This window comes from Streptomyces sp. NPDC090108, assembly GCF_044747185.1.
Taxonomy (GTDB): domain Bacteria; phylum Actinomycetota; class Actinomycetes; order Streptomycetales; family Streptomycetaceae; genus Streptomyces.
Map to the genome: position 1 here is coordinate 629,444 of NZ_JBIVDQ010000005.1, position 25,935 is coordinate 655,378.

A 25,935-nucleotide genomic window follows, 5' to 3' on the forward strand; every position below is an offset into this window, starting at 1 on the left:
CCGTCACCTCACGGCCGGTCCGACCCCACGGCCGGTCCGACCCCACGGCCGGTCCGACCCCACGGCCGGTCCGCCGTCCCGCGGCGGACCGGCCGCACCCATACCCGCTCGCCCCCTTCGAGCGGGTTTTCCCCGCACGGCAGTGCCCCCAACGGGCTACCGTCGTTGGGCTTTCCGGACGCACAGCGACCTTCCACCGCAACACGGAAGAAACCTACGGAAACATCCGCACACGCCCCACCGGGAACCCGCCGGACAGCACCCGCCCCGCACCCGCACCACCCCCATGGAGACCCCCACGCCCCGCGCCACGGAGGAGAGCCCATGACCACCCCGCCCCTCGCCTCGGGACCCCACGGCCCCCACGCGCTCCGGCCACTGCTCGACACTGTCCTCGACGCACTCACCACCGGCACCCATGCCCGGGGCGGCCCCCTCCCCGCCGGCGGCCCCGACGTCGTCACCGCGCGACTCACCGGCGCCCTCGGCGACCTCCTCCCCGAACACGGCGACCCCGACGCCCTGCGCACCCTGGTCCACGCCCTCGCCGAAGGTGCCGCCGACCCCGCCGACCCGCTCTGCGCCGCCCACCTCCACTGCCCGCCCCTCGCCGTCGCCGCCGCGGCAGACCTCGCCGCCGCCACCCTCAACCCCTCCCTCGACTCCTGGGACCAGGCCCCCGCCGCCTCCGCCCTCGAAGCGGAGGTCACCCGCGTCCTCGCCCACGAGACCGGTCTCGCCGACGCCCTGATCACCACCGGCGGCACCGAGTCCAACCAGCTCGCCCTCCTCCTCGCCCGGGAGACCCACGGCCCCGCCCTCCGGCTCGTCCACGGCGCCAACGCCCACCACTCCCTGCACCGCGCCGCCTGGCTCCTCGGCCTCCCCGCCCCCGTCGTCGTCCCCACCCCCGCCGGCACCCTCGACCCCGCGGCCCTCGACACCGTGCTCGCCGCACTCCCCGGCCCCGTCGTCGTCGCCGCCACCGCGGGCACCACCGACGCCGGGCTCATCGACCCCCTCCCCGGGATCGCCGCCGTCTGCGCCGCCCACGGCGCCCGCCTGCACATCGACGCCGCCTACGGCGGAGCACTCGCCCTCAGCCCCCGCCACCGGCACCGGGTCGACGGACTCGCCGCCGCCCACACCGTCACCCTCGACCTCCACAAGATCGGCTGGCAGCCCGTCGCCGCCGGCCTCCTCGCCGTCGCCGACCCCGGCGAACTCGCCGCACTCCACCAGCACGCCGACTACCTCAACGCCGACGACGACACCGACGCGGGCCTGCCCGACCTGCTCCACCGCTCCCTGCGCACCACCCGCCGGCCCGACGTCCTCAAGATCGCCGTCACCCTCAGGACCCTCGGCCGCACCGGGCTCACCCACCTCATCGACCAGATCTGCGCCCGCGCCCACGACCTCGCCGACCTCATCGAGGACCACCCCGCCCTCGACCTCTACGGCCGGCCCGCCATCAGCACCGTCCTGTTCCGCCCCGCCGGCGCCGACGACACCACCGTCGCCACCGTCCGCCGCACCCTCCTCCAGCACGGCCGGGCCGTCCTCGGCCGCGCCCGCCCCGACGGCCGCCTCTGGCTCAAAGCCACCCTCCTCAACCCCCACACCCGGCCGGACGACCTCGCACACCTCCTGGAACTCGTCGAAGGACACACCCGCACATGAACCACCCCGCGCCCCCACCGCACCAGCCCGGCACCCCCCACGACCTGGTCGGCATCGGTATCGGCCCCAGCAACCTCTCCCTCGCCGCCCTCGCCCACCCCCTCACCCCTCTCGACGCCGTCTTCTACGAACAGCGCCCCGACTTCCAGTGGCACCCCGGCCTCCTCATCGACGGCGCCACCGTCCAGGTCCCCTTCCTCGCCGACCTCGTCACCCTCGCCGACCCCACCAGCCCCTGGAGCTTCCTCAACTACCTCAAGACCCGCGAACGCCTCTTCCCCTTCTACTTCGCCGAGCACTTCCACATCCAGCGCGCCGAATACGACGCCTACTGCCGCTGGGTCACCCGGCAACTCCCCGCACTCCGCTTCCGCCACCAGGTCGACGCCGTCCGCTGGAACCCCGAACACAGCGTCTTCGAAGTCGACTTCACCCAGCTCGACGCCGACGGCGAGGCCCAGGCCCTCGGCCGCACCCACACCCGCAACATCGCCCTCGGCATCGGCACCGCCCCCTACGTGCCCGACCCCCTCAAGCCCCTCACCGACGCCCACGCCGTCCCCGTCGTCCACGCCGCCGACTACCTCGACCACCGCCCCACCCTCCTCGCCGCCGGACACGTCACCGTCGTCGGCTCGGGACAGTCCGGCGCCGAGATCTTCCTCGACCTCCTCCGCCACCGCCCCGCCGGCCAGGAACGCCTGCACTGGATCGGCCGCACCGAGGCCTTCGCCCCCATGGAGTACTCCAAACTCGGCCTCGAACACTTCACCCCCGACTACACCCGCTACTTCCACGCCCTCGCCGAACCCGTCCGCGACCGGCTCACCACCGCCCAGTGGCAGCTCCACAAAGGCATCGACGCCGGCACCCTCGCCGCCATCCACGACGAGCTCTACCGCCGCGCCCTCCACGGCGGCTGGCCCGACGCCGTCCTCACCCCCGGCGTCCGCGTCCGCACCGCCGGCCGCCTCGCCACCACCAAGGTCGAACTCCACCTCGAACACGTCCAGCAGGGCACCCGTAGCCGCCTCACCACCGACGCCGTCGTCCTCGCCACCGGCTACCGTCAGCGCCCCCTCGACCGCCTCCTCGCCGGCATCGACCCCTACCTCCGCCGCGACAACAGCGAACGCCCGCGCATCGACGAACAGTTCCGGCTCGTCCTCGACCCCGCCGTCACCGCCACCGGCTGCGGCATCTACGTCCAGAACGCCGAACTCCACACCCACGGCGTCGGCGCCCCCGACCTCGGCCTCGCCGCCTGGCGCAGCGCCACCATCCTCAACTCCCTCACCGGCGAACAGCCCTACCCCCTCGCCGCCCGGACCGCCTTCACCTCCTTCGGACTCCAGAACGCCGCACCCCGCGTCCCCGAAGCCCGCCAGGCACCCCGGCTCACCCCCCTCGTCGAAGGCAGATGACGGGCCGCACCCCGAACGGCGGCGGCGCGCGGCGGCGGGCGGAATCCGCAGCCGCCGCACGCGGCCGGACGGACTGCCGCACCGTCAACTCCCTGTGCAGAAAGGGTGGATACCGGACGAGGCGCTCGTCCCGCCCGGGTCCGGCACCGCCCTCCCCGCACCCGCACAGGTCAGCGGCCGCATGACAGAGTGAGCCGCATGACCACCACGCCGCCCCCCGCCCACGGCACCCCCGAAGCCCCCCTCCTCACCACCCGCGGCCACGCCGAGTTCGACGTCGAACCCGAACTCGCCTCCATCGGCGTCACCGTCACCGCCCGCGGCCGCGACCGCCGCACCACCCTCGACGACCTCACCCGCCGCAACACCGACGCCCTCGACCTGATCAAGTCCTACGGCCAGGCCGTCACCCGCGTCTCCACCGGCACCCTCACCCTCACCCCCGAACTCTCCGAGCACGGCCGCGGCGAACGCGTCCGCGCCTACCTCGGCCACGTCCACCTCAGCGCCGAACTCACCGACTTCACCGCTCTCGGTGAACTCACCACCCGCCTCGCCGACCTCGAACTCACCCGTGTCGAGGGCCCCTGGTGGTCCCTCCGCCTCGCCTCACCCGTCCACACCAAGGCCAGGCAGCGCGCCGTCGCCGACGCCCTCCAGCGGGCCCGCGAGTACGCCGAGTCCCTCGGCACCACCATCGCCGCGCTCATCGAGCTCGCCGACACCGGCTCGGAAGCCGGCGCCCCCGGCCGGGCGCCCTACGGACGCTCCGCCCGCACGGCCTTCCCCGGCGGTCCGGCCGCGCCCGCCGGCCCCGCCGCGCCCCTCGACCTCGAACCCCCGCGCCTCCGCGTCAGCGCGCAGGTCAGCGCGCAGTTCACCATGCGACCCCCGCGGCTCTGACGGGACCCGGCCCGCGGCCCCGGAAATCGCTCAAAGGAGCGGGTCATCGCACACTTCAACACTTGTCAACAGCCCTTTACGCAAAGGTCCTTGAGCGGACACCCGGCCCGGAGTCTCTACCCACCGGTAAGGCCTAGGCTCGACCCATGCGCCGAGCGAAAATCGTCTGCACCCTGGGACCCGCCACCGACTCGTACGACCAGATCAAGGCACTCGTCGAGGCCGGAATGGACGTCGCACGCTTCAACCTCAGCCACGGCACCCACGCCGAACACGAGGAGCGGTACCAGCGCGTCCGCAAGGCCGCCGACGAAACCGGCCGCAGCGTAGGAATCCTCGCCGACCTTCAAGGCCCGAAGATCCGCCTCGGCCGCTTCACCGAAGGCCCCGTACTCCTTGAACGCGGAGACACCTTCACCATCACCGTCGAGGACGGCGTCGAAGGCGACCGCCACAAGTGCGGCACCACCTACGCCGGCCTCGCCGCCGACGTCACCCCCGGCGAACGCGTCCTCGTCGACGACGGCAAGGTCTGCCTGGAGGTCACCGCCGTCGACGGCCCCCGCGTACGCACCCGGGTCGTCGAGGGCGGCATGGTCTCCGACCACAAGGGCCTCAACCTTCCCGGCGTCGCCGTCTCCGTCCCCGCCCTCTCCACCAAGGACGAGGACGACCTGCGCTGGGCCCTGCACACCGGCTTCGACGCCATCGCCCTGTCCTTCGTGCGCAGCGGCAACGACATCACCCCGGTGCACCGCATCATGGACGAGCACGGCCGGCGCCTCCCCGTCATCGCCAAGGTCGAGAAGCCCCAGGCCGTCGACGCGGTCGAGGACATCGTCGCCGCCTTCGACGGGATCATGGTCGCCCGCGGCGACCTCGGCGTGGAGATGCCCCTGGAGCAGGTCCCCCTCGTCCAGAAGCGCGCCGTCAAGCTCGCCAAGCGCAACGCCAAGCCGGTCATCGTCGCCACCCAGATGCTCGACTCGATGATCGACAACTCCCGCCCCACCCGCGCCGAGGCCTCCGACGTCGCCAACGCCGTCATCGACGGCACCGACGCCGTGATGCTCTCCGGCGAGACCAGCGTCGGCAAGTACCCCGTCGAGACCGTCCGCACCATGGCGAAGATCGTCGCCGCGGCCGAGGAGGACATCCTCGCCAGGGGGCTGCCGCCCCTGACCGAGCGCAACAAGCCCCGCACCCAGGGCGGCGCGGTCGCCCGCGCGGCGGCCGAGATGGGCGACTTCCTCGGCGCGAAGTTCCTCGTCGCCTTCACCCAGTCCGGGGACACCGCCCGCAGGCTCTCCCGCTACCGCTCCCCGATCCCGCTGCTCGCCTTCACCCCCGAGGCGGCCACCCGCTCCCAGCTCAGCCTCACCTGGGGGATCGAGACCTTCCTCGGCCCGCACGTCGACTCCACGGACGCGATGGTCGCCCAGGTGGACGAGCTGCTCCTGAAGTACGGCCGCTGCCGCAAGGGTGACGTCGTCGTGATCACGGCGGGCTCACCCCCCGGCGTCTCCGGCGCCACCAACATGGTCCGCGTCCACCACATCGGCGAGGACGACAGCCCGAAATAGAGAAGGATTCGCGGCGACACGCAGAAAGAAGCGGACGTTCACGAGATCGTGTACGTCCGCTTCTAGCGAACCATGCAATCGAAGGAAAGGTGCCCCAGGTGGGATTCGAACCCACACTGTCCGCTGTTTGAGAGCGGCCTCTCTAACCAGTTGGAGTACTGGGGCCTTAGAAAACAAGGGATAATGCAACCCCTGGCGCGACCACCATACCGCAGCTAGGTAGGCTCTTGTCAGCAGACCCCTGCCCGAAAGAGGAGCCTCCGTGACCGCCCCCGAGTCGCCCCAGCCCGTAGACGCGCCCGACGACGAGAAGTCGCACGTGCCTCCGCTGACGACCCGTGTCGTCATCGCCGAGGACGAGGCACTGATCCGGCTGGATCTGAAGGAGATGCTGGAGGAGGAGGGGTACTCCGTCGTCGGTGAGGCCGGGGACGGCGAGGAGGCCGTGGAGCTGGCGCGCGAGCACAAGCCCGACCTCGTGATCCTGGACGTGAAGATGCCGAAGCTCGACGGCATCTCGGCGGCGGAGAAGATCGCCGCGGAGTCGATCGCCCCGGTGCTCATGCTCACCGCGTTCTCGCAGCGCGACCTGGTGGAGCGGGCCCGGGACGCCGGTGCCATGGCCTACCTGGTGAAGCCGTTCAGCAAGAGCGACGTGGTGCCGGCCATCGAGATGGCCGTGTCCCGGTTCACGGAGCTGAAGCAGCTGGAGCAGGAGGTCGCGGACCTCTCGCTGCGGCTGGAGACCCGGAAGCTGGTGGACCGGGCGAAGTCCGTCCTGCAGACGGAGTACGGCCTGACGGAGCCCGCCGCCTTCCGGTGGATCCAGAAGACGTCGATGGACCGCCGGATGTCGATGCAGCAGGTCGCGGAGGCGGTCATCGCGGACGCGCAGGAGAAGAAGTCCAAGAAGGGCTGAATTCCCGCAAGAACCGGCACGTCGTGCGGCGAGGCCCGCACCCCTCGGGGGTGCGGGCCTCGCCGTCGTGGTGCGGGGTGTCCGGGATCAGTCCTCGCCGAGGTACGCCTTGCGGACGGACTCGTCGTGCAGGAGGTCCTGGCCGGATCCGGAGAGGACGATACGGCCGACCTCCATCACGTGGCCGTGGTCCGCGAGGGACAGCGCGGCCTGGGCGTTCTGCTCGATGAGCAGGATGGTCGTGCCCTGGGACTTGAGTTCCTGGATGGTGGCCATGATCTTCTGCATCATGATCGGCGAGAGGCCCATGGAGGGCTCGTCGAGCATGAGCAGCTTGGGCCGGGACATGAGGGCCCGACCCATGGCGAGCATCTGCTGTTCGCCGCCGGAGAGGGTTCCCGCGGCCTGCCTCTTGCGTTCTCCGAGAATGGGGAACAGGTCGTAGGCGCGCTGGATGTCCTTTTCGATGCCTTCTTTGTCGCTGCGGAGGAAGGCGCCGAGGCGGAGATTGTCCTCGATGGTCATGCGGGGAAAGATGTGGCGGCCCTCGGGGGAGTGGGCCAGTCCCAGCGAGACGACTTTGTGGGCCGGGATTTTCCTGAGAGATCTGCCGTCGAAGCGGATTTCGCCGGAAAGCGGCTGGAGCAGCCCGGAGAGGGTGCGCAGTGTCGTGGTCTTGCCGGCGCCGTTGGTGCCGATGAGGGTGACGACTTCGCCCGCCTCGACCTTGAAAGAGATGCCCTTGACGGCTTCGATCTTGCCGTAGGCGACTCTGAGGTCCTCGACCTCCAGAAGTGCGGTCACTGGGCCTCTCCTTCGGTGGTGCTGCGTGCCTCGGCCGCCTCCGCCGCCTCCGCTGTGTCCGCTGTGTCCGTCGTCCCGGATGTGCCGGCCGCTTCGGCCGCTTCGACCTCGGCCGCCTCCTCCGCGCCGGGGGCGCCCTCGAAGGGGGTGCCGAGGTAGGCGGCGATGACGCGTTCGTCGGCCTGGACGGTCTCGGCGGGTCCTTCGACGATCTTCTCGCCCTGGACGAGCACGGCGACACGGTCGCAGAGGTTCATGATGAACCGGATGTCGTGTTCGATGACGAGGATGGCGATGCCCTTGTCCCGGATCGCGAAGATGAGTTCCTCGGCGGCCCGGGTCTCCTGGGGGTTCATGCCGGCGGTGGGCTCGTCGAGCAGGAGCAGCCCGGGTTCGCTCGCGAGGGCCCGGGCGATCTCCAGCTTGCGCTGTTCGCCGTAGGGGAGGTTGCGGGCGAGGTGGTCGGCCTTGGCGGCGAGTCCGGTGAACTCCAGGAGTTCCATGGCGCGTTCGCGGGACTCCTGCTCCGCCTTCTTGAAGCTGGGCAGGCGCAGGAGGGCGGACCAGAGGCCTTCCTTGGTGCGGGTGTGCCGTCCGACGAGCACGTTCTCCAGGACGGTCATGTTGGCGAAGAGCCGGATGTTCTGGAAGGTGCGGGCGATGCCGGCCTGGGTGACCAGGTGCGGCTGGGGCGGCAGGACGGTGTCCTTGTACGTGACGGTGCCCTCGGTGGGGACGTACAGGCCGGTGAGGCAGTTGAAGAAGGTCGTCTTGCCGGCGCCGTTGGGTCCGATGAGGCCGACGATCTCACCGCTGTTGACGGTGAGGTCGACGGAGCGCACGGCGGTGAGGCCGCCGAAGCGCATGGTGACACCGGTGGCGTCGAGGACCGTGGTGGTGGTCGCGGTGGTGGTCATGGAGGTCACGCACCTGCCTTGGCGATGCCGGTCGTGTCGGGCAGTGGTGTGTCCGTGGGTACGTCGAGCTGCCCGGTCTCGTGGAATTCGAGCTGCTTCCTGCGGTCGGCGACCAGGCCCTCGGGGCGGAAGCGCATGAGGAGCATGAGCGCGATGCCGAAGAGGAGGAGCTGGTAGTCGGCCATGAACTGGAGCTTCGCCGGGATGAGGTAGAGCAGGGCGGCGCCGATGAGGGGGCCGCTGATGGTGCCCATGCCGCCGAGGATGACCGCGGCGAGCAGGAAGGCGGAGTTGGGGGGCACGGAGCCGGCGAACTGGTACTGCTCGGGGGTGACGCTGTAGGAGACGTGGGCCTGGACGGTCCCGGCGAGTCCGGCGAGGGAGGCGCCGAGCGCGAAGGCGAGGAGCTTGAGGCGGAAGCCGTTGATGCCCATGGCGGTGGCGGCGGTCTCGTCCTCGCGGATGGCGACCCAGGCGCGGCCGATGCGGGATTCCGCGGAGCGGCGGAAGACCATGACGACGATGGCCGTGAACAGCAGCATCAGCAGGTAGTAGTTGCCGGAGCGGGTGAGCTCATGGCCGAGGACGTCGTGCGGCAGGCCGAGGTTGAAGCCGAGGATCTGCAGGTCGGGGATGTTCGGGATGCCGTTGGAGCCGTTGGTGACGTCGGGTCCGCTGTTGCCGTTGAGGTTGTTCATGGTGATGCGGAAGATCTCACCGAAGCCGAGCGTGACGATGGCGAGGTAGTCGCCGCGCAGTCGCAGGGTGGGTGCGCCGATCACCACGCCGAAGATCAGCGAGGCCGCGGCGCCGGTGAGGGCGGCCGCCCAGAACGGGAAGTGGACGCCGATGGTCGACTGCGGGGAGCCGGAGACCAGGGCGGCGGCGTAGGCGCCGACGCCGAGGAAGGCGACGTAGCCGAGGTCGAGCAGGCCGGCGAGGCCGACGACGACGTTGAGGCCCAGGGCGACCGTGGCGAAGATGAGGATGTTCGCGCCGATGAGGGCGAACTGGTCGTTGGACTGGGTGAAGGGGAAGCAGATCGCCGCGGCGAAGGCCGCCGTCAGGGTGACGTTGCGGTGCTTGGCGGTGAGCGCGGACAGGCGCTTGAGCAGGCCCGCGCGGGTGACGGCGGTGAAGCCGAAGCCGGCGACGACGAGGAAGCCGATGAAGGCCTCGGAGTACTCGGTGCCGATGCCGTACGCGAAGACGTACAGGCCGGCGCCGAAGCCGGCGGCGATGACGAGGATCTCGGCCCAGGCGGGGAGGTCCTTGGCGCGGGCCGGTTCGGGGGCGCTGAGGGCGTGGCGCAGGCGGCCCCAGAGGCCGGGGGTGTCGTGGTCGCCGTGGGGCTGGTCGGCGGGGAGGCCGAGGGCGCCCATGACGGCGAGGAGGGCGCCGATGCCGGAGACCGAGGCGCCGGGTTCCAGGTTGACGACGCCGCCGAGTTCGTAGGCGATGGCGCCGAGGGTGTAGCCGGTGGTGCCGAGGACGCCGAGGGCCATCAGGAGGGTGGCGCTGCTGTTGCCGCCGGGGGTCAGCCAGCGCAGGCCGCGGATGCCCTTGGTGTCGCCCGGGCGGGTGGTTCCCCAGCCGGCGAGGGCGAACAGCAGCGTGATGAGTGCTCCCACGAGCGTGAGCACCTGCAGGCCGCCGGGGTAGCCGTCGACGGTGAGGTCGCCGGGGAACTCCTGGGTCCAGGTCCAGGCGAGGAAGGTGCCCGCGAGGGCGATGGCGGAGCCGGCGACGGTGATCGCGCGGGCCGCGGTGGGCGGCAGCGGGACGATCGGCTTCGCTGTCGCGGTGGTGGTGTCGCGGGTGTCGGTCGTGGTGTTCGTCATGGGTGTCACGCCCTGTCCGCGACGCGTTCGCCGAGCAGGCCCTGCGGCCGGACGAGGAGGACGAGGATGAGCAGGGCGAAGGCCCACACGTCCTTCCAGGCGCCGCCGCCGAAGAGGCTCATGCCGGGGATGTCGCCGATGTAGCCGGTGGCGAGGGCTTCGGCGACGCCGAGGGCGATGCCGCCGAGCATGGCGCCGTAGATGTTGCCGATGCCGCCGAGGACGGCCGCGGTGAAGGCCTTGAGGCCCATGAGGAAGCCCATGCGGAAGCCGACCTGGCCGTTCTTGAGGCCGTAGGCGACGGCGGCGACGGCGGCGAACGCGGCGCCGATGGCGAAGGCCATGGCGATGATGCGGTCGGTGTTGATGCCCATGAGCTTGGCGGTGTCGGGGTCCTGGGCGGTGGCCTGCATGCCGCGTCCGGAGCGGGTCTTGGAGACGAAGAGGCCGAGGGCGACCATGCAGAGGGGGGCGCTGACGAGGACGAAGATGTCACCGCGCTGGATCGTGGCGCCGAGTATGTCGAAGGGGGCGCCCTGGAACTGCGGGAAGGGGTGGTCCTTCTTGGCGTCCGGGTACCACATCCAGACGGCCTGCTGGAGGACGATGGACAGACCGATGGCGGTGATCAGCGGGGCCAGCCGCGGTGCGGTGCGCAGGGGGCGGTAGGCGAACCGTTCCGCCGTCATGGCGACACCGACGGAGACGACGATCCCGCCGATGATCATGAGGGGGATCGCGATGCCGAGAGCGAAGCCGTCGGGGAGGACGAGCCAGACCGTGAGGGCCCCGAAGCCTCCGACCATGAAGATCTCGCCGTGGGCGAAGTTGATGAGCTGGACGATGCCGTAGACCATCGTGTAGCCGATCGCGATGAGTCCGTACATCGCGCCGAGGATGAGTCCGTTGGCCAGCTGTTGCGGCAGTTCGTGCACCGCGGGGCCTCCGTGGAGTGGTTCGGATATGGAGCCGCGCGGGAGCGCTGGTGGGCGCTGCCCGCGCGGCCTGGTTCAGTGCGTGAACGGGGTCTGCTGCTTCTTCCCCCGGTCAGCCGAGCTTGGGCTGGCCGATGAACTCGGGCGCCCACTCGTTGTTCTGGATCTTGTAGGCGGTCATCGTGTGGTTCGTGGTGTCACCGAACTCGTCGTAGGAGATGGTGCCGGTGACGCCCTCGAACTTGACCTTGGCCATGGCGTCCAGGACGGCCTTGCGGGAGTCGGAGGGGAGCTTGCCGTTGTTGCCCTCGACCGCGAGCTTGACGGCCTCGATGATGGACCAGGTGGCGTCGTAGGTGAGGCCGCCGTAGACCTGGTACGGGTCGCTGTAGCCGCCGGCCTTGTAGTCCGCGATGAACTTCTTGGCGGAGTCGAGCTTCTCGACGGGCTGGCCGACGGAGGTGCCGAGGTCGCCCGCGGCCTTCTTGTTCAGCTTGGGGTAGTCGCTGGAGACGATGCCGTCGCCGCCCATGAGCGGGATGTTCTGGCCGCTGTCCTTGAGCTGCTGGCTCAGCGGGCCGGCCGCCGGGTACTCGCCGCCGTAGTAGAGGGCCTCGGCGCCGGTCTTCTTGACCTTGGCGACGACGGCGTTGAAGTCGCGGTCGTCGGGGTTCACGTGGTCGCTGCCGACGATCTTGCCGCCGAGCTTGGTGAAGTTCTCCTTGAAGGAGGCGGCGAGGCCGGCGCCGTAGGTCTTCTGGTCGTCGATCAGGTAGACCTTCTTCTTCTTCGCCTGGTTGAAGAGGTAGTCGGCGGCGAAGGCACCCTGGATCTCGTCCGTGGTGGCGGTGCGGAAGTACGTCTTGAACTGGCGGACGGACTTGCCGGACTTCCAGTCGGGGCCCTGGGTCAGCTCGGTGCCGGTGTTGGCGGGGGAGATCTGGGTGAGGCCGGCGTCGTTGAACGGCTTCTGCATCTGCTGGGAGACGCTGGAGTTCAGCGGGCCGACGACGCCGACGACCTCCTTCTCGCTGATGAACTTCTGGGCGTTCTGCTGGCCGACGGAGGGCTGGGCCTGGTCGTCGAGGGGCTCGATCTTGAACTCGACGCCCTTGACGTATCCCTGCTTGGTGGCGGTCTTGGCCGCGAGGTCGGCGGAGTTCCTGATGCCGAGGCCGAGGGCCGACAGGTCGCCGGTGAGCGGGGCGTCGACGCCGATCACAACAGTGGTCTTGCCGCCGCCGTTGTCGTCGCCCTTGCTGTCGCGCGAGCCGCAGGCGGTGAGGGTGAGCGCTCCCGCGGCCAGCGCGGCGGTGATGGCGATGAGCGAACGTTGACGCACGATCAGTCCTTTCCCGTGGACAACCATCTCCCCGTGGAAACGGTTGAGCCGCGCGCGTGGCCGAAGTTGAGAATCCGACGGCGCGGTGACTGGCCGTGACTCTAGGCGTGTGTGAGGAACGTGGAGGAGAGTCTGACCAATGCTGTGACGCTCTTGTTATGACACGAGGTAATGCGGAGCGGTGCAGCGTGGGGGGATCGCTGGAATTCACGTCGGTTCGTGCTGTCCGCATGATGAGAACCTGCAGGACCCACCATGATCGTTTCAGGAGTGTCAGGCGTTTTGGTGGTGACTCGACATCGTTGCCAGGAGTGACTTCCGTGGCTTGCGGGACGGGTGATGCGCCGGTGGGAACAGTGGGGGAAAGGGGATTCCTTATTGCCCGCGCATTACGCACGGTTACTTCCGGGAAACGGATTCCGTTAATCCGCAGGACTTTTACCGGTTTCGCCGGGTGCGGGCACGCTCGTCGCGGCTGTCGCGGTTCGTGGAGCCGGTTCCGGCCACACGGGTCCGGGGGCCGGCGCGGGAGCCGGCGCGGGGGAGGGGGGCGCTCCGAACGGCGGGAGAAGGGCGCGCGGTTGCCGCGGGGCGTGAGCAACCCGGGCGGGGCGAGCGGGAGATGCGGGGCCGCATGGACCCGGTGCGGGCCGGTACGGACCCCGCGCGGGTGCTCCATGGATCCTGTGAGGACTCTGTACGGCCTCTGTACGGCCTCTGTGCGGGCCCTTGGCGGGCCCGCACGGGCTGGGCGGCTGTTCCTACCGGCAGGGCGTCACGCGGGCGCCTGCGTGTCGCGCAGCAGGCACGTCAGCCGGGCGCTGCACACCCGGTGCCCCTTCTCGTCGCTGATCACGATCTCGTACGTCGCCGTCGACCGGCCGCGGTGCACCGGCGTGGCCACACCCGTCACCAGCCCGGAGCGCACCCCGCGGTGGTGCGTGCAGTTCAGGTCCACGCCCACCGCGACCTTCGAGACACCGCCGTGCAGCATGGAGCCGACCGACCCGAGGGTCTCGGCGAGCACCGCGGAGGCACCGCCGTGCAGCAGCCCGTACGGCTGGGTGTTGCCCTCGACCGGCATCGTCCCGACGACCCGCTCGGGAGAGGCCTCCAGGATCTGCACGCCCATCCGCATCCCGAGGTGCCCGGCGGAGAACAACGCGGGCAGATCGACACCGAGGGCCGCGTACTCGTCGATGATCTCCTGCGGGAACTTCACGTGCTGCTGCTCGCCCATGGGACCAGGCTCCGTTCTCGTCGTGCGCGTCGATCCGGTCGATCCGGTGTCGGCTGAGCAAACGCTCAGTCGGTCGCCGATTGTTCCAGACGGACCACCACGGACTTGCTGGCCGGGGTGTTGCTGACGTCCGCCGTGGCATCCAGCGGCACCAGCACGTTCGTCTCCGGGTAGTACGCCGCCGCGCAGCCCCGGGCCGTCGGATAGTGCACGACACGGAAGCCCGGCGCCCGCCGCTCCACGCCGTCCTTCCACTCGCCCACCAGGTCCACGTACGCGCCGTCGGCGACCCCGAGGGCCCGCGCGTCCTCCGGGTTCACCAGCACCACCCGGCGCCCGTTCCTGATGCCCCGGTAACGGTCGTCCAGGCCGTAGATCGTGGTGTTGTACTGGTCGTGCGAGCGCAGCGTCTGCAGCAGCAGCCGCCCCTCGGGCAGCTCCGGGAACTCCACCGGCGCGGCCGTGAAGTTCGCCTTGCCCGTCGCCGTCGGGAACCGGCGCTCGTCGCGCGGGGCGTGCGGCAGCGTGAACCCGCCCGGACGCTCCACGCGCGCGTTGAAGTCCTCGAAACCGGGGACCACCCGCGCGATACGGTCCCGGATCGCCGCGTAGTCCCGCTCGAACTCCTCCCACGGCACGACGCTGTCCTCGCCGAGCACCGCGCGCGCCGTCCGGCACACGATCGCCGGCTCGGACAGCAACTGCCCGCTCGCCGGCTCCAGCCGCCCGCGCGAGGCGTGCACCATGCCCATCGAGTCCTCGACGGTGACGAACTGCGCCCCGCCCTCCTGCACATCGCGCTCGGTGCGGCCGAGTGTCGGCAGGATCAGGGCGCGCGCGCCGGTGACCACGTGCGAGCGGTTGAGCTTGGTCGACACGTGCACGGTCAGCCGGGCCCGCCGCACGGCCGCCTCCGTCACCTCGGTGTCAGGGGTGGCGGAGACGAAGTTGCCGCCCATCGCGAAGAACACCTTCGCCTCGCCGTCACGCAGCGCCCGTATCGCCCGTACGACGTCGAAGCCGTGCTCGCGCGGGACCGTGAACCCGAACTCCTTCTCCAGCGCGTCCAGGAACGCCGGCGCCGGCCGCTCGAAGATGCCCATCGTGCGGTCGCCCTGCACGTTGGAGTGGCCGCGCACCGGGCACACGCCCGCGCCCGGCCGGCCTATGCTGCCGCGCAGCAGAAGGAGGTTGACCACCTCGCGGATGGTCGGCACGGAGTGCTTGTGCTGGGTGAGCCCCATGGCCCAGCAGACGATGGTCCGCTCCGAGGCGAGCACTATGGCGAGCGCTTCCTCGATCTCCGCACGGCCGAGACCGGTCGCCTCCTGGGTCTCCTCCCAGTCCGCGGCGCGGGCGGCGGCCGCGAACTCCTCGTAGCCGTGCGTGTGGGCGCGCACGAACTCCTCGTCGACCGCGCCCTCCGTCTCCAGGACCAGCTTGTTGAGCAGCCGGAACAGGGCCTGGTCGCCGCCTATGCGGATCTGCAGGAACAGGTCGGTCAGCGCGGCGCCCTTGAGCATGCCCTGCGGGGTCTGCGGGTTCTTGAACCGCTCCAGGCCCGCCTCGGGCAGCGGGTTGACGCTGATGATCCGCGCGCCCGCCGCCTTCGCCTTCTCCAGCGCCGACAGCATGCGCGGGTGGTTCGTCCCCGGGTTCTGCCCCGCGACGATGATCAGGTCGGCCTGGTACAGGTCGTCCAGCAGGACGCTCCCCTTGCCGACGCCTATCGTCTCCGACAGCGCCGAACCGGACGACTCGTGGCACATGTTCGAGCAGTCGGGCAGGTTGTTGGTGCCCAGCTCGCGCGCGAACAGCTGGTACAGGAACGCGGCCTCGTTGCTGGTACGGCCCGAGGTGTAGAAGACGGCCTCGTCGGGGGAGTCCAGCGCGCCGATCTCCTCGGCGATGATGCCGAAGGCGCGCTCCCACGACACCGGCTCGTAGTGCTCCGCCCCCTCGGGCAGGTACATGGGGTGCGTGAGCCGCCCCTGCTGCCCCAGCCAGTACCCGCTGCGCCCGGCGAGGGAGGGCACGGAGTGCGCGGCGAAGAACTCCGGGGTGACGCGGCGCAGCGTGGCCTCCTCGGCCACCGCCTTGGCGCCGTTCTCGCAGAACTCCGCCGTGTGCCGGTGCTCCGGCTCCGGCCACGCGCAGCCGGGGCAGTCGAAGCCGTCCTTCTGGTTCACCCGCAGCAGCGTCAGCGCCGTGCGCCGCACTCCCATCTGCTGCCGCGCGATCCGCAGCGTGTGCCCGATGGCGGGCAGCCCGGCCGCCGCGTGCTGGGGTTCCGTGACCTCCGGCGCGTCCTGGACCGGATCACCCGTGGGCGGCTTCGTCGCCATCGCGCGCTCCCCTTCGACTGTGCGGTACATCCACCTCCGCCGATCCTCCCACGCCCCACCGACAATGCCCCCGCCCGCCCCCAACCCCCTTACAGAACCCAAGAACCCCCCACCCCAGGGGCACGGGGAACCGCGCAATCCTCCCCACCCTCCCGCACGGAACCCGCAACCTGAGCCCCCACCCCAAGGGGCGCGGGGAACTGCGCAATCCCACCCACCGCCCCGCACGGAACCCCCGACCTGAGCCCCCACCTCAAGGGGCGCGGGGAACTGCGCAACCCCACCCACCGCCCCGCACGGAACCCCCGACCCCAGCCCCCTCCCCAAGGGGCGCGGGGAACTGCGCACATCCCCCCAGCCCCCACCCACCCGCACCCGAAACAGCCCCCCCACCCCCGGCGAAGCCACGAGCGGAGCCCCACGTGTCAGTGCGCCGTGGCAGGATCGTCCACGTGGCAGAAACAGCATCGAAGAAGACGAACACCCCCGGCGCCCGCCCCCGGCTCCTCCTCATGGACGGCCACTCACTGGCCTACCGCGCGTTCTTCGCGCTGCCCGCGGAGAACTTCACCACCGCGACGGGCCAGCCGACGAACGCGATCTACGGCTTCGCCTCGATGCTGGCCAACACTCTGCGTGACGAGGCGCCCACCCACTTCGCCGTGGCCTTCGACGTCTCCCGCAAGACCTGGCGCTCGGAGGAGTTCACCGAGTACAAGGCGAACCGCTCCAAGACCCCGGACGAGTTCAAGGGCCAGGTCGAGCTGATCGGCGAGCTCCTCGACGCGATGCACGCCCCGCGCTTCGCCGTACCCGGCTTCGAGGCGGACGACGTCATCGCCACCCTCGCCACCCAGGCCGAGGCCGAGGGCTTCGAGGTGCTGATCGTCACCGGCGACCGCGACTCCTTCCAGCTGGTCACCGAGAACACCACCGTCCTGTACCCGACCAAGGGCGTCTCGGAGCTGACCCGGTTCACCCCGGAGAAGGTTCTCGAGAAGTACGGGTTGACGCCCGCCCAGTACCCCGACTTCGCCGCCCTGCGCGGCGACCCGTCGGACAACCTCCCCGGCATCCCCGGCGTCGGCGAGAAGACGGCGGCGAAGTGGATCAACCAGTTCGGCTCCTTCGCCGAGCTGGTCGAGCGCGTCGAGGAGGTCAAGGGCAAGGCCGGCCAGAACCTCCGCGACCACCTGGAGGCCGTCAAGCTCAACCGCCGCCTCACCGAGCTGGAGCGCCAGGTCGAGCTGCCGAAGGCGGTCGGCGACCTGGAGCGGGCCGCGTACGACCGCAAGACCGTCGCGATGATCCTGGACACCCTGGAGATCAGGAACCCGTCCCTGCGCGAGCGGCTCTACGCCGTCGACCCCGGCGCCGCCGAGGCCGAGACCGCCCCGGTCGTGACCGAGGGCGTCGAGCTGGACGGCACCGTCCTGCACACCGGCGAGGTGGCCGCCTGGCTGGCCGAGCACGGCACCGGGCCCCTCGGCGTCGCCACCGTCGACACCTGGGCGCTGGGCACCGGCTCGGTCACCGAGGTCGCGCTCGCCGCGGCCGGGGGAGCGGCCGCCTGGTTCGACCCCACCACGCTCGACGAGTCCGACGAGAACGCGTTCGCGGCCTGGCTGGCCGACGCCGGCCGCCCCAAGGTGTTCCACAACGCCAAGGGCGCCATGCGCGTCCTCGCCGAGCACGGCTGGAGCGTCGGGGGTGTCACCATGGACACCGCGCTCGCCGCCTACCTGGTCAAGCCCGGCCGCCGCTCCTTCGACCTGGACGCGCTGTCCCTGGAGTACCTGCACCGCGAGCTGGCCCCCGCCGCCGCGGCCGACGGCCAGCTGGCCTTCGGCGCGGACGAGGGCGCCGAGGCCGAGGCCATGATGGTCCAGGCCCGCGCGATCCTCGACCTGGGCGAGGCGTTCGAGACGCGCCTCGAGGAGGTCGGCGCCGCCGGCCTGCTGCGGGACGTGGAACTGCCCACCTCCGCCCTGCTCGCCCGCATGGAGCGCCACGGCATCGCGGCCGACCGCGCCCACCTGGAGGCGATGGAGCAGACCTTCGCGGGCGCCGTGCAGCAGGCGGTGAAGGAGGCGCACGCGGCCGCCGGGCACGAGTTCAACCTGGGCTCGCCCAAGCAGCTGCAGGAGGTCCTCTTCGGCGAGCTGGCCCTGCCGAAGACGAAGAAGACCAAGACCGGCTACACCACCGACGCCGACGCCCTGGCCTGGCTCGCCGGCCAGACCACCAACGAGCTGCCGGTCATCATGCTCCGCCACCGGGAGCAGGCGAAGCTGCGCGTCACCGTCGACGGCCTCATCAAGACCGTCGCCGCCGACGGCCGCATCCACACCACGTTCAACCAGACCGTCGCCGCCACCGGACGCCTGTCCTCCACGGACCCCAACCTCCAGAACATCCCCGTCCGCACCGACGAGGGCCGTGCGATCCGCCGCGGCTTCGTGGTCGGCGAGGGCTACGAGTCCCTCATGACCGCGGACTACAGCCAGATCGAGCTGCGCGTCATGGCCCACCTCTCCGAGGACGAGGGCCTTCTGGAAGCCTTCAGCTCCGGCGAGGACCTGCACACCACGGTCGCCTCCCAGGTGTTCTCGGTCGAGCGGGACGCGGTGGACGCAGAGATGCGCCGCAAGATCAAGGCGATGTCGTACGGCCTGGCCTACGGCCTGTCCGCCTTCGGCCTCTCCGGGCAGCTCAACATCGAGGCGGGCGAGGCGCGCGCCCTGATGGACACCTACTTCGAGCGCTTCGGCGGCGTACGGGACTACCTGCGCCGCGTCGTCGACGAGGCCCGCGCGACCGGCTACACCGAGACCCTCCTCGGCCGCCGCCGCTATCTGCCCGACCTCAACAGCGACAACCGCCAGCGCCGCGAGATGGCCGAGCGCATGGCCCTCAACGCGCCGATCCAGGGCACCGCGGCCGACATCGTCAAGGTCGCCATGCTCAACGTCGACCGGGCCCTGCGCGCGGCGGACCTCAAGTCCCGCATGCTCCTCCAGGTCCACGACGAAATCGTCCTGGAGATCGCCCCCGGCGAGCGCGCGGCCGCCGAGGAGATCGTCCGCCGCGAGATGGCCGACGCCGTCGACCTCCGCGCCCCGCTGGACGTCTCCGTGGGCGTGGGCCCGGACTGGGAGTCCGCCGCCCACTGATCCACGCCGTGACAGGTCGGGGGCACCACCGGGTACACCGGGGGCGCCCCCGACCTGTACGAGAGGGCCGTCCCTCACCCCGGTCACGCCGCACCGGAAACCGCGGCGGGCGTCACGCCGGCCGGCACCCTCGTGCCGCTGCCGCTGCCGCTGCCGCTGCCGCTGCCGCCGCCCCTGCCGCGGGCCGGTACGGGCCCCGCGCCCCTCCCGTCCGTACACCCCCGGCCGAACCCCCGGAGGGCGTTTCACTCACGTGGCCCCCGCCAGAACGCCCCCCGCCGCGCGCACCGGCAACACTGCGAGCATGGGTATACGCATGCTCCACCGCCGGACGCCCGAGGCGCGCAACGGCATCCTGGTCTGGACGGACACCGTCTCGGACCGGACCGCGCCCGCCTCACCGGTCCCGCCCCTCGCGGACGACGCAAGCACCGCCCGCATCCCCGCCGACCCGGCCACGGCCGTACGCAGGACCGTCACGGACCTCGGACACCGGATCACCGCCCGGACCCACCGCGCCCCCGACTGGCGCGGATGGCCCGACCTCGCACGCGGCTACCTGGCGCTGATGCTCGCCGCGGTGCCCAAGGCACGCCCCCGGCGGACCCTCACCGTCTTCGTCGCGTCCCTCACCGAGCGCCCGACCGGTCCCGCTCCCCACCGGCCGTCCCACCCGGACGCGCCACACGCACAGGGCCCCGCGGGCCCTCAGGACCCCCGGGACGCCCGGAGCGGCCCCCAAGCCCGTCCGGAGCCCCGTCCGGAACCCTGACGGCAGCCCCCTCCGGAACCCCGACGGGAACCCCGTCCCGAACACCGACGGCAGCCCCGCCCCGAACCCCGTCCCGAACCCCGGCGGGCAGCCCGTCCGGGCGCCGCAGCCTGACCCCCGCCGCGTACAGCAGCACGCCCAGGAGCAGCCCGGCGCCCGCCCCGAAGCACAGGGTGGGCACCAGCTCCCAGAGCCGTACCGCGCCCGAGCGGTGCTCCCACCACCGGGCCGTCCGCAGCACCGCCCCGGCCGTCGCGCAGCCGCCGATCACCGCACCGGCCCGCCACCGGTCCCCCGGGGACAGCGCGGGCACCCCCACCGGCTCCCCGGCCGGGACCCGCCGCAGCGCCCGTACCCAGAAGAGCGCGACCACCAGGGCACCCAGCGCCGACGAGCCGTACTGCAGCCAGGTGTACAGCGGCATGCCCGCGAGGTCCTCGCCGAGGGCCGGGATCACGCGTGACCCCCACCGGTCGTGGTGTGTGAACGCGTCCCAGCCCACGTGCGTCAGCGCGCCGAGCACCGCGCACCCGTACCACCGCGCCACGGAGACCGCCCGCACACGCGCGCGAGGCGCACCGCAGCGCAGGAGCGCGGCCGGCCGGCCCTGCCGGGCCCGGGGCAGCAGCGCCACGAGCGGCTCCCGCACCAGCAGCCACACCGCCACCAGCGTCCAGGCGATGAGCACGTCCACACCCACCACTCCGGCGAGGGAGTGCGTGACCGCCCCGAACTCCATGCCGCCCGGGACGACGCTCGCCGCGAAGTACGGCAGGTCGGGAGCGAAGGAACCCGCGACGAGCACCGAGGGCACCAGCCCGGCCCGGCCCCGGCCGTCCCCGCGGACCGCGGGCAGAACGGCAGCCGCGTGGCTGAGTGTGAACGGCAACAGGGCCTCCTCGGGCGCATGCCGGCCATGACGGGGTACCGGAGACCGGGCCGGACCAGTATGCGCGAGGGCCCGGCGGGTGACGGGCAGTGGGACAGGCGGTGAAAACGGGACCGAACAGGTGCCCGCGGCAAGCAAGTTGTCGTAATGTCACCTGGGTCGACCGGCGGGATCCACGACGGCACACACGTCGCACCGGTGGAAGTACGGAACAAGGGCAACCAGAACACCGGCTCAACCGTCACACCAGAGCGAGGCAGACAGACGGAGAAGGACGTCACCGACGTCCCTGGGAGGGGTTCACTCTATGGCGGCGCATTTCGGCAGGCGGCTGCGCAAGGGAGCGGCGACCACCGCCGTGGCCGCGGCGGCGGTCGCGGCTCTGTCCGCGTCCCAGGCTCCGGGCGCGACCGGCGGCGAGGACCACGGCAGACAGGCCGCCGCCGGGGCCAGCACCCCCCTCCCCGACCCCGGCGTCGACGGGACCGCCACCGGCAACTCCCGCTACTACACCGACCTTCCGCCGCTCGACAGCCCCGCCCCCGCCCCGTCGCCGTCGCCCTCCGGCGACGGCACACCGGTCGTCCAGGGCGACGCCGACGCGGGCATCCCCGCCACGGTCCTCGCGGCCTACAAGAAGGCCGAGACCGAACTGCGCGCGGCCAAGCCGGGCTGCAACCTGCCCTGGCAACTCCTCGCCGCCATCGGCAAGGTGGAGTCCGGGCAGGCCCGCGGCGGCAGGGTCGACGCGAACGGCACCACGCTCGGCCGCATCCTCGGCCCGCAGCTCGACGGCAACGGCTTCGCCCTCATCGCGGACACCGACCACGGCGTCTACGACGGCAACAGCACCTACGACCAGGCCGTCGGCCCCATGCAGTTCATCCCGTCCACCTGGGCCTGGGCCGGCCGCGACGGCAACGGCGACGGCAAGGCGGACCCCAACAACGTCTACGACGCCGCGCTCGCCGCCGGCCACTACCTGTGCCGCAACGACTGGGACCTCTCCCACGACACCGGCCTGCACAGCGCGATCCTCAGCTACAACAACTCCCAGGACTATCTCAACCTGGTCCTGAACTGGATGCGCTACTACGGCAAGGGCACCCACTCCGTGCCCGACGGCACCGGCAGTCTGCCCTCCCATCCGAGCGACGACGGCCCCCGGACCTCCGCGCCCGGGACGCCTCCCACCCCGCCGAAGCACCCGTCGGCCCCGCACCACGGCAAGCCCGGCGACACCGGACAGAGCCCGCACCCGAAGCCCCCGGCCCCGGCCCCGCCGACGACGCCGACCCCTCCGGCCCCGCCGACGACGCCGACCCCTCCGGCCACGCCGTCCGCCACCGTGGACCACCTGGCCGACGCCGGGACCGCGAAGCTCACGGCGACGGCCGGCGACGCGTTCGGCGCGCACATCGCCACCCGCGCCGAGACCGCGACCGGGACGGCCGTGGGCAAGGTCCGCGTCCGCTTCACCATCACCGGCGACACCGACGCCACCTTCGCCGGCGGCGAGAGCGTCGCCACCATCGCCACCGACGCCAAGGGCGTGGCCACCGCCCCGGAGCTCCGCGCGGGCGAGAAGACCGGCGACTTCAAGATCACCACCGCGGTCGTCGGCCACAAGGCCAAGGGCGTCAACTACACCGCCACCGTCACCGCGCGCGCCGCCGACACCGTCGCCCGCACCGACGACACCCCGCAGACCTGCACCCCCGGCGGCGAGTTCGCGGGCCAGATCCAGGTGAAGGCCACCTACAAGGGCGCCGTCGCGGACAAGGTCGCGGCCACCGCCACCCTCGTCGGGGCGGCCGCCGACACCACCGCGAACGACAAGGGCCCCTACTTCAAGGACGCCGACGGCAAGCCCGTCCGCACCCTCACCGGCCTGCTGACCGACGACAAGGGCCTGCTCACCCTCCCCAAGCTCTACGCCGACGACACCGCGGGCACCTACCTGCTGCGCGTCACCCTCACCGGCGGAGCCACCCTCACCGTCGAACTGAAGGTCGCCCCGGCCGACCCCTCCACCGACCCGACCCCCGACCCGTCGGCCGGCTCGTCCACCGACCCGTCCCCGGGCACCCCGGCGGGCTCCTGACGGACCGCCGGCACCCGGTGTCCCCGCGCCGCCCCGCGCGGGGACACCCGGTGCGCGCGGGGCGGGTCAGCCCCTGAGACGCGCGTTGGTGTGACGGGTGGGCTCGGCCGCCGCCGGGTCCTCGGGCCACGGATGCTTCGGATAACGCCCGCGCAGCTCGGCCCGCACACCCCGGTAACCGTCCCGCCAGAAAGAGGCGAGGTCGGCCGTGACGGCGGCAGGGCGCCCGGCGGGGGAGAGCAGGTGCACCAGCAGCGGCACCCCCGCCACGGACGGCGTCTCCCGCAGCCCGAACATCTCCTGCAGCTTCACTGCGAGCACCGGACGCTCCGGATCCCCGTAGTCGATCCGGATCCGCGACCCGCTCGGTACGGCGATCCGCTCGGGCGCCAGCTCGTCCAGCCGGGCGGCGTCCCCGCTCGCCCAGGGCAGCAGCCGCGTCAGCCCCTGCCCGGCGTCGATCCGCCCGAGATCGGCCCGCCGCCGCGCCCGGCCCAGCTCGGGCTCCAGCCACTCCTCCACGCGCGCGTGCAGCGCCTCGTCCGACACGTCCGGCCACGGCTCCCCGAGCCGCGCGCGCAGGAACGCGAGGCGCTGCCGCAGCACCAGCGCCTCCGGCGACCACCGCAGCAGCCCGAACCCCTCCTGCCGCAGCCCGTCCAGCAGAGCACCGCGCACCAGGCCGGGCGCCACGTCCCGCAACGGCCGTACCGCCAGCTCGATCGCCCCCAGCCGCTCGACCCGCCGCACCACGACGTCCCCGTCGGACCAGCGCACCTCGTCGCGCTCCTCCAGCAGCGAGGCCGCCGCCGCCCGTGCCACGTCCTCGCGCACGGCCGCCCCGAGCCGCACGCGCGCGTGCCCCTTCCCGCCGGGCCGGTCGGCGACCGCCACCACGATCCACGGCGCACCCCGCAGTGCCGACCCCTCGGTGAGCTCGGCCCGCGTCCCGGACACCATGAGGTACGACCCGCCGTCGAGCCTCGCGACCCGCTCGGGGAAGGCCAGCGCGGCGGTCAGCCCGACCAGCGCGTCGTCCCCGGCCTCCGCCCGTCCACCCGCGCCGGACGGCGGCACGCCGAGCGACGCCGCGGCGGTTCCGGCGCCCCTGCGCGCGGCCCCGCCCCGGGCGGGAGCGGCCGTATCGGCGGCACCCGCCCCACCGGTCGCACCGGCCGCGCCACGAGGGCCGGACCCGCCCGACCCGCCGGACCCGCCCGACCCGCCGGACCCGCCCGACCCGCGGGAAGGGCCGGAGCCGCCGGGTCCGCCTGGTCCACCGAAGCCGGTGGAATCAGTGACCCCACCGACACCACCGACCCCACCGACACCACCGACACCACCGACACCACCGACACCACCGACACCACTGGAACCACCAGCATCACTGGCATCACCAGCACCACCGGATCCGACGGAGGAGGCCGCCAGCGGGGCGCGGGCCGGGAGGCGGGAGAAGCCGCCGGAGACCCCCCGCAGCCGGCGGACCTCGCCACGCCACCGCCCCGCGTACGCGTCACCGCCCTGGCGGGCCCGCCGCAGCGCGCCCGCCAGATCGTCCCCGTACTCCCGGGGCGCCTCCTCGGAGAGCAGCGCCACCACCCCGGCACCCTCACCGGAGGTGTCCAGCAGCGCCCGGCCCAGCCGGGGATGCACCCCCAGCCGCGCCAGCCGCACACCGAGCTCGGTGGCCCGTCCGGACCGGTCCACCGCGCCCACGGCCGTCAGCACCTCCCGCGCCGCCGCCATCGCCCCGCCCGGCGGCGGATCCAGCAGCGCCAGCCCGGAGGCGTCCGGCTCACCCCAGCAGGCCGCCTGCAGCGCGAACGCCGTCAGATCGGCCACCTTGATCTCGGGCGCCGGGAACGCCGGCAGCCGGCCGTCCTCGGCCTCCGGCCAGCACCGGTACACCACGCCCGGCGCCTCGCGCCCGGCACGTCCCGCCCGCTGCCGCCCCGCGGCCCGCGACGCCCGTACCGTCGTCAGACCGCTCAGCCCGCGCGCGTGATCCACCCGCGGCTCACGGGCCAGGCCCGCGTCGACCACGATCCGCACCCCCGGCACCGTCAGCGACGACTCCGCCACGGACGTCGCCAGCACCACCCGGCGCCGCTCCCCGGCCGTCAGCACCGCGTCCTGCGCCGCCGCCGGAGCCCTCCCGTGCACCTGGAGGACCTCCACGTCCCCCAGATCGCCCAGCAGACCCGCCACGCGCGTGATCTCACCGACCCCGGGCAGGAAACACAGCACGTCCCCGTCCCGCTCGGCCATCGCCCGCCGCACCACCGAGGCCACGTGCGCGAGCAGCGCCGGATCGACCCGCATCCCGTGCGGCGGCCGCACCGGACGCGCCGGGGGAGCCCACACGGTCTCCACCGGGTGCGCGACGCCCGCCGCCTCCACCACCGGCGCACCGCCCAGCAGCCGCGACCACCCCTGCGCGTCCGTGGTCGCTGACGCGGCCACCAGCCACAGGTCCGGCCGCAGCGCCTGCCGCACGTCCCACAGGAACGCGGCCGCCGTGTCGGCGTCCAGATGCCGTTCGTGACACTCGTCGAGCACGACCGCGTCGACGCCCGCCAGTTCCTGGTCGCGCTGGAGCCGCTGGAGCAGCACACCGGTCGTCACGACCTCCACGCGCGTGTGCGGCCCCACGACCCGCTCGCCGCGCACGGTGTACCCGACGCTCTCGCCGGGCTTCTCGCCCAGCAGCCACGCCATCCGCCGGGCCGCCGCCCGCGCCGCGATCCGCCGCGGCTCCGCCACCACGACCCGCCGCGCCGCGCCCCCGCCGGCCAGTCCCGCCAGCACCACCGGCACCAGCGTCGTCTTGCCGGTGCCCGGCGGCGCCACCAGGACGGCCGTGCCGTCCCCGTCCAGGGCGTCGGTCAGTGCGGGCAGGGCGGTGCGTACGGGCAGCGCGTCCAGGGCGTCGTAGCGGATCACGCCCCCAGTGTCGTACGACCGCGGGCACGCGCCCCACGCGCGTGCCGCGGTCGCTCACACCCCGGCTCTCCACGCGCGCGTGCGTCCCACGCGCGCGTGGATCTAAGGAGAGTGC

The 25,935-nt window shown here is 72.4% G+C and carries 16 protein-coding genes and 1 tRNA gene; 7 read left to right on the forward strand and 10 right to left on the reverse strand.

Annotated features, from left to right (window positions below; translation table 11 throughout):
- The first annotated feature begins 324 nt into the window (after positions 1–324).
- The 4 genes from ACIPRD_RS21030 to pyk all read left to right on the forward strand — a co-directional run bounded on the left by ACIPRD_RS21030 (position 325) and on the right by pyk (position 5,593).
- Entirely contained in the window at positions 325–1,683 is a 1,359-nt protein-coding gene (locus ACIPRD_RS21030; RefSeq protein WP_401564954.1) for a pyridoxal phosphate-dependent decarboxylase family protein, read from the forward strand.
- On the forward strand, positions 1,680–3,107 hold the full coding sequence (locus ACIPRD_RS21035) for a SidA/IucD/PvdA family monooxygenase (protein WP_356398662.1): 1,428 nt from the start codon (positions 1,680–1,682) through the stop codon (positions 3,105–3,107). The genes ACIPRD_RS21030 and ACIPRD_RS21035 overlap by 4 nt, the downstream gene beginning before the upstream one ends.
- A 198-nt stretch (positions 3,108–3,305) precedes the next feature.
- Positions 3,306–4,010 (forward strand): SIMPL domain-containing protein, encoded by a 705-nt coding sequence (locus ACIPRD_RS21040; protein WP_356398664.1) that lies wholly within the window; start codon positions 3,306–3,308, stop codon positions 4,008–4,010.
- Between the two features lie 146 nt (positions 4,011–4,156).
- On the forward strand, positions 4,157–5,593 hold the full coding sequence (gene pyk / locus ACIPRD_RS21045) for a pyruvate kinase (protein ID WP_356398666.1): 1,437 nt from the start codon (positions 4,157–4,159) through the stop codon (positions 5,591–5,593).
- Positions 5,594–5,683: 90 nt separating this feature from the next.
- Here the strand turns inward: pyk and ACIPRD_RS21050 are convergent.
- Positions 5,684–5,758: transfer RNA gene (locus ACIPRD_RS21050), tRNA-Leu, on the reverse strand.
- A 97-nt stretch (positions 5,759–5,855) separates the two neighbouring features.
- On the opposite strand from ACIPRD_RS21050, the gene ACIPRD_RS21055 reads away from it, so the two are divergent.
- The gene (locus ACIPRD_RS21055) at positions 5,856–6,512 is read left to right on the forward strand and encodes a response regulator (protein ID WP_356398668.1); all 657 of its coding nucleotides are present in this window, start codon (positions 5,856–5,858) and stop codon (positions 6,510–6,512) included.
- Positions 6,513–6,599: 87 nt separating this feature from the next.
- On the opposite strand, the gene ACIPRD_RS21060 is transcribed toward ACIPRD_RS21055, so the two are convergent.
- The 7 genes from ACIPRD_RS21060 to ACIPRD_RS21090 all read right to left on the reverse strand — a co-directional run bounded on the left by ACIPRD_RS21060 (position 6,600) and on the right by ACIPRD_RS21090 (position 15,936).
- Positions 6,600–7,316, reverse strand: a complete 717-nt coding sequence (locus ACIPRD_RS21060) for an ABC transporter ATP-binding protein (RefSeq protein ID WP_356398671.1) — start codon at positions 7,314–7,316, stop codon at positions 6,600–6,602.
- Complete coding sequence (locus tag ACIPRD_RS21065; RefSeq protein ID WP_356398674.1) at positions 7,313–8,242, reverse strand: ABC transporter ATP-binding protein; 930 nt, start codon at positions 8,240–8,242, stop codon at positions 7,313–7,315. The genes ACIPRD_RS21060 and ACIPRD_RS21065 overlap by 4 nt, the downstream gene beginning before the upstream one ends.
- Positions 8,239–10,074 (reverse strand): branched-chain amino acid ABC transporter permease, encoded by a 1,836-nt coding sequence (locus ACIPRD_RS21070; protein WP_356398676.1) that lies wholly within the window; start codon positions 10,072–10,074, stop codon positions 8,239–8,241. The genes ACIPRD_RS21065 and ACIPRD_RS21070 overlap by 4 nt, the downstream gene beginning before the upstream one ends.
- Positions 10,075–10,079: 5 nt before the next feature.
- Positions 10,080–11,009, reverse strand: a complete 930-nt coding sequence (locus tag ACIPRD_RS21075) for a branched-chain amino acid ABC transporter permease (protein ID WP_356398678.1) — start codon at positions 11,007–11,009, stop codon at positions 10,080–10,082.
- A 112-nt stretch (positions 11,010–11,121) separates the two neighbouring features.
- Positions 11,122–12,351, reverse strand: a complete 1,230-nt coding sequence (locus ACIPRD_RS21080) for a branched-chain amino acid ABC transporter substrate-binding protein (protein WP_356398680.1) — start codon at positions 12,349–12,351, stop codon at positions 11,122–11,124.
- Between the two features lie 775 nt (positions 12,352–13,126).
- Positions 13,127–13,591, reverse strand: coding sequence for a hotdog fold thioesterase (locus ACIPRD_RS21085; RefSeq protein ID WP_356398682.1), 465 nt, complete (start codon positions 13,589–13,591; stop codon positions 13,127–13,129).
- 65 nt (positions 13,592–13,656) lie between these two features.
- Positions 13,657–15,936 (reverse strand): FdhF/YdeP family oxidoreductase, encoded by a 2,280-nt coding sequence (locus ACIPRD_RS21090; RefSeq protein WP_401564963.1) that lies wholly within the window; start codon positions 15,934–15,936, stop codon positions 13,657–13,659.
- A 452-nt stretch (positions 15,937–16,388) separates the two neighbouring features.
- On the opposite strand from ACIPRD_RS21090, the gene polA reads away from it, so the two are divergent.
- On the forward strand, positions 16,389–19,109 hold the full coding sequence (gene polA, locus ACIPRD_RS21095; protein WP_356398686.1) for a DNA polymerase I: 2,721 nt from the start codon (positions 16,389–16,391) through the stop codon (positions 19,107–19,109).
- A gap of 629 nt (positions 19,110–19,738) precedes the next feature.
- Here the strand turns inward: polA and ACIPRD_RS21100 are convergent.
- Positions 19,739–20,770: a DUF4184 family protein gene (locus tag ACIPRD_RS21100; protein ID WP_401564966.1), complete on the reverse strand. Its 1,032-nt coding sequence runs from the start codon at positions 20,768–20,770 to the stop codon at positions 19,739–19,741.
- Between the two features lie 307 nt (positions 20,771–21,077).
- Here ACIPRD_RS21100 and ACIPRD_RS21105 point away from each other — a divergent pair, with 307 nt between their 5' ends.
- Entirely contained in the window at positions 21,078–22,874 is a 1,797-nt protein-coding gene (locus tag ACIPRD_RS21105; RefSeq protein ID WP_401564968.1) for a lytic transglycosylase domain-containing protein, read from the forward strand.
- Positions 22,875–22,940: 66 nt separating this feature from the next.
- Here ACIPRD_RS21105 and ACIPRD_RS21110 read toward each other — a convergent pair whose 3' ends face one another.
- Complete coding sequence (locus ACIPRD_RS21110) at positions 22,941–25,820, reverse strand: ATP-dependent RNA helicase (RefSeq protein WP_401564971.1); 2,880 nt, start codon at positions 25,818–25,820, stop codon at positions 22,941–22,943.
- Between the last annotated feature and the right edge of the window lie 115 nt (positions 25,821–25,935).

Bases quoted from the DNA above. Each gene is read 5' to 3' on its own strand.
- ACIPRD_RS21030 (WP_401564954.1), top strand. From the start codon at position 325: ATGACCACCCCGCCCCTCGCCTCGGGACCCCACGGCCCCCACGCGCTC.
- ACIPRD_RS21035 (WP_356398662.1), top strand. From the start codon at position 1,680: ATGAACCACCCCGCGCCCCCACCGCACCAGCCCGGCACCCCCCACGAC.
- ACIPRD_RS21040 (WP_356398664.1), top strand. From the start codon at position 3,306: ATGACCACCACGCCGCCCCCCGCCCACGGCACCCCCGAAGCCCCCCTC.
- pyk (WP_356398666.1), top strand. From the start codon at position 4,157: ATGCGCCGAGCGAAAATCGTCTGCACCCTGGGACCCGCCACCGACTCG.
- ACIPRD_RS21070 (WP_356398676.1), bottom strand. From the start codon at position 10,074: ATGACGAACACCACGACCGACACCCGCGACACCACCACCGCGACAGCG.
- ACIPRD_RS21085 (WP_356398682.1), bottom strand. From the start codon at position 13,591: ATGGGCGAGCAGCAGCACGTGAAGTTCCCGCAGGAGATCATCGACGAG.
- ACIPRD_RS21090 (WP_401564963.1), bottom strand. From the start codon at position 15,936: ATGGCGACGAAGCCGCCCACGGGTGATCCGGTCCAGGACGCGCCGGAG.
- ACIPRD_RS21105 (WP_401564968.1), top strand. From the start codon at position 21,078: ATGGCGGCGCATTTCGGCAGGCGGCTGCGCAAGGGAGCGGCGACCACC.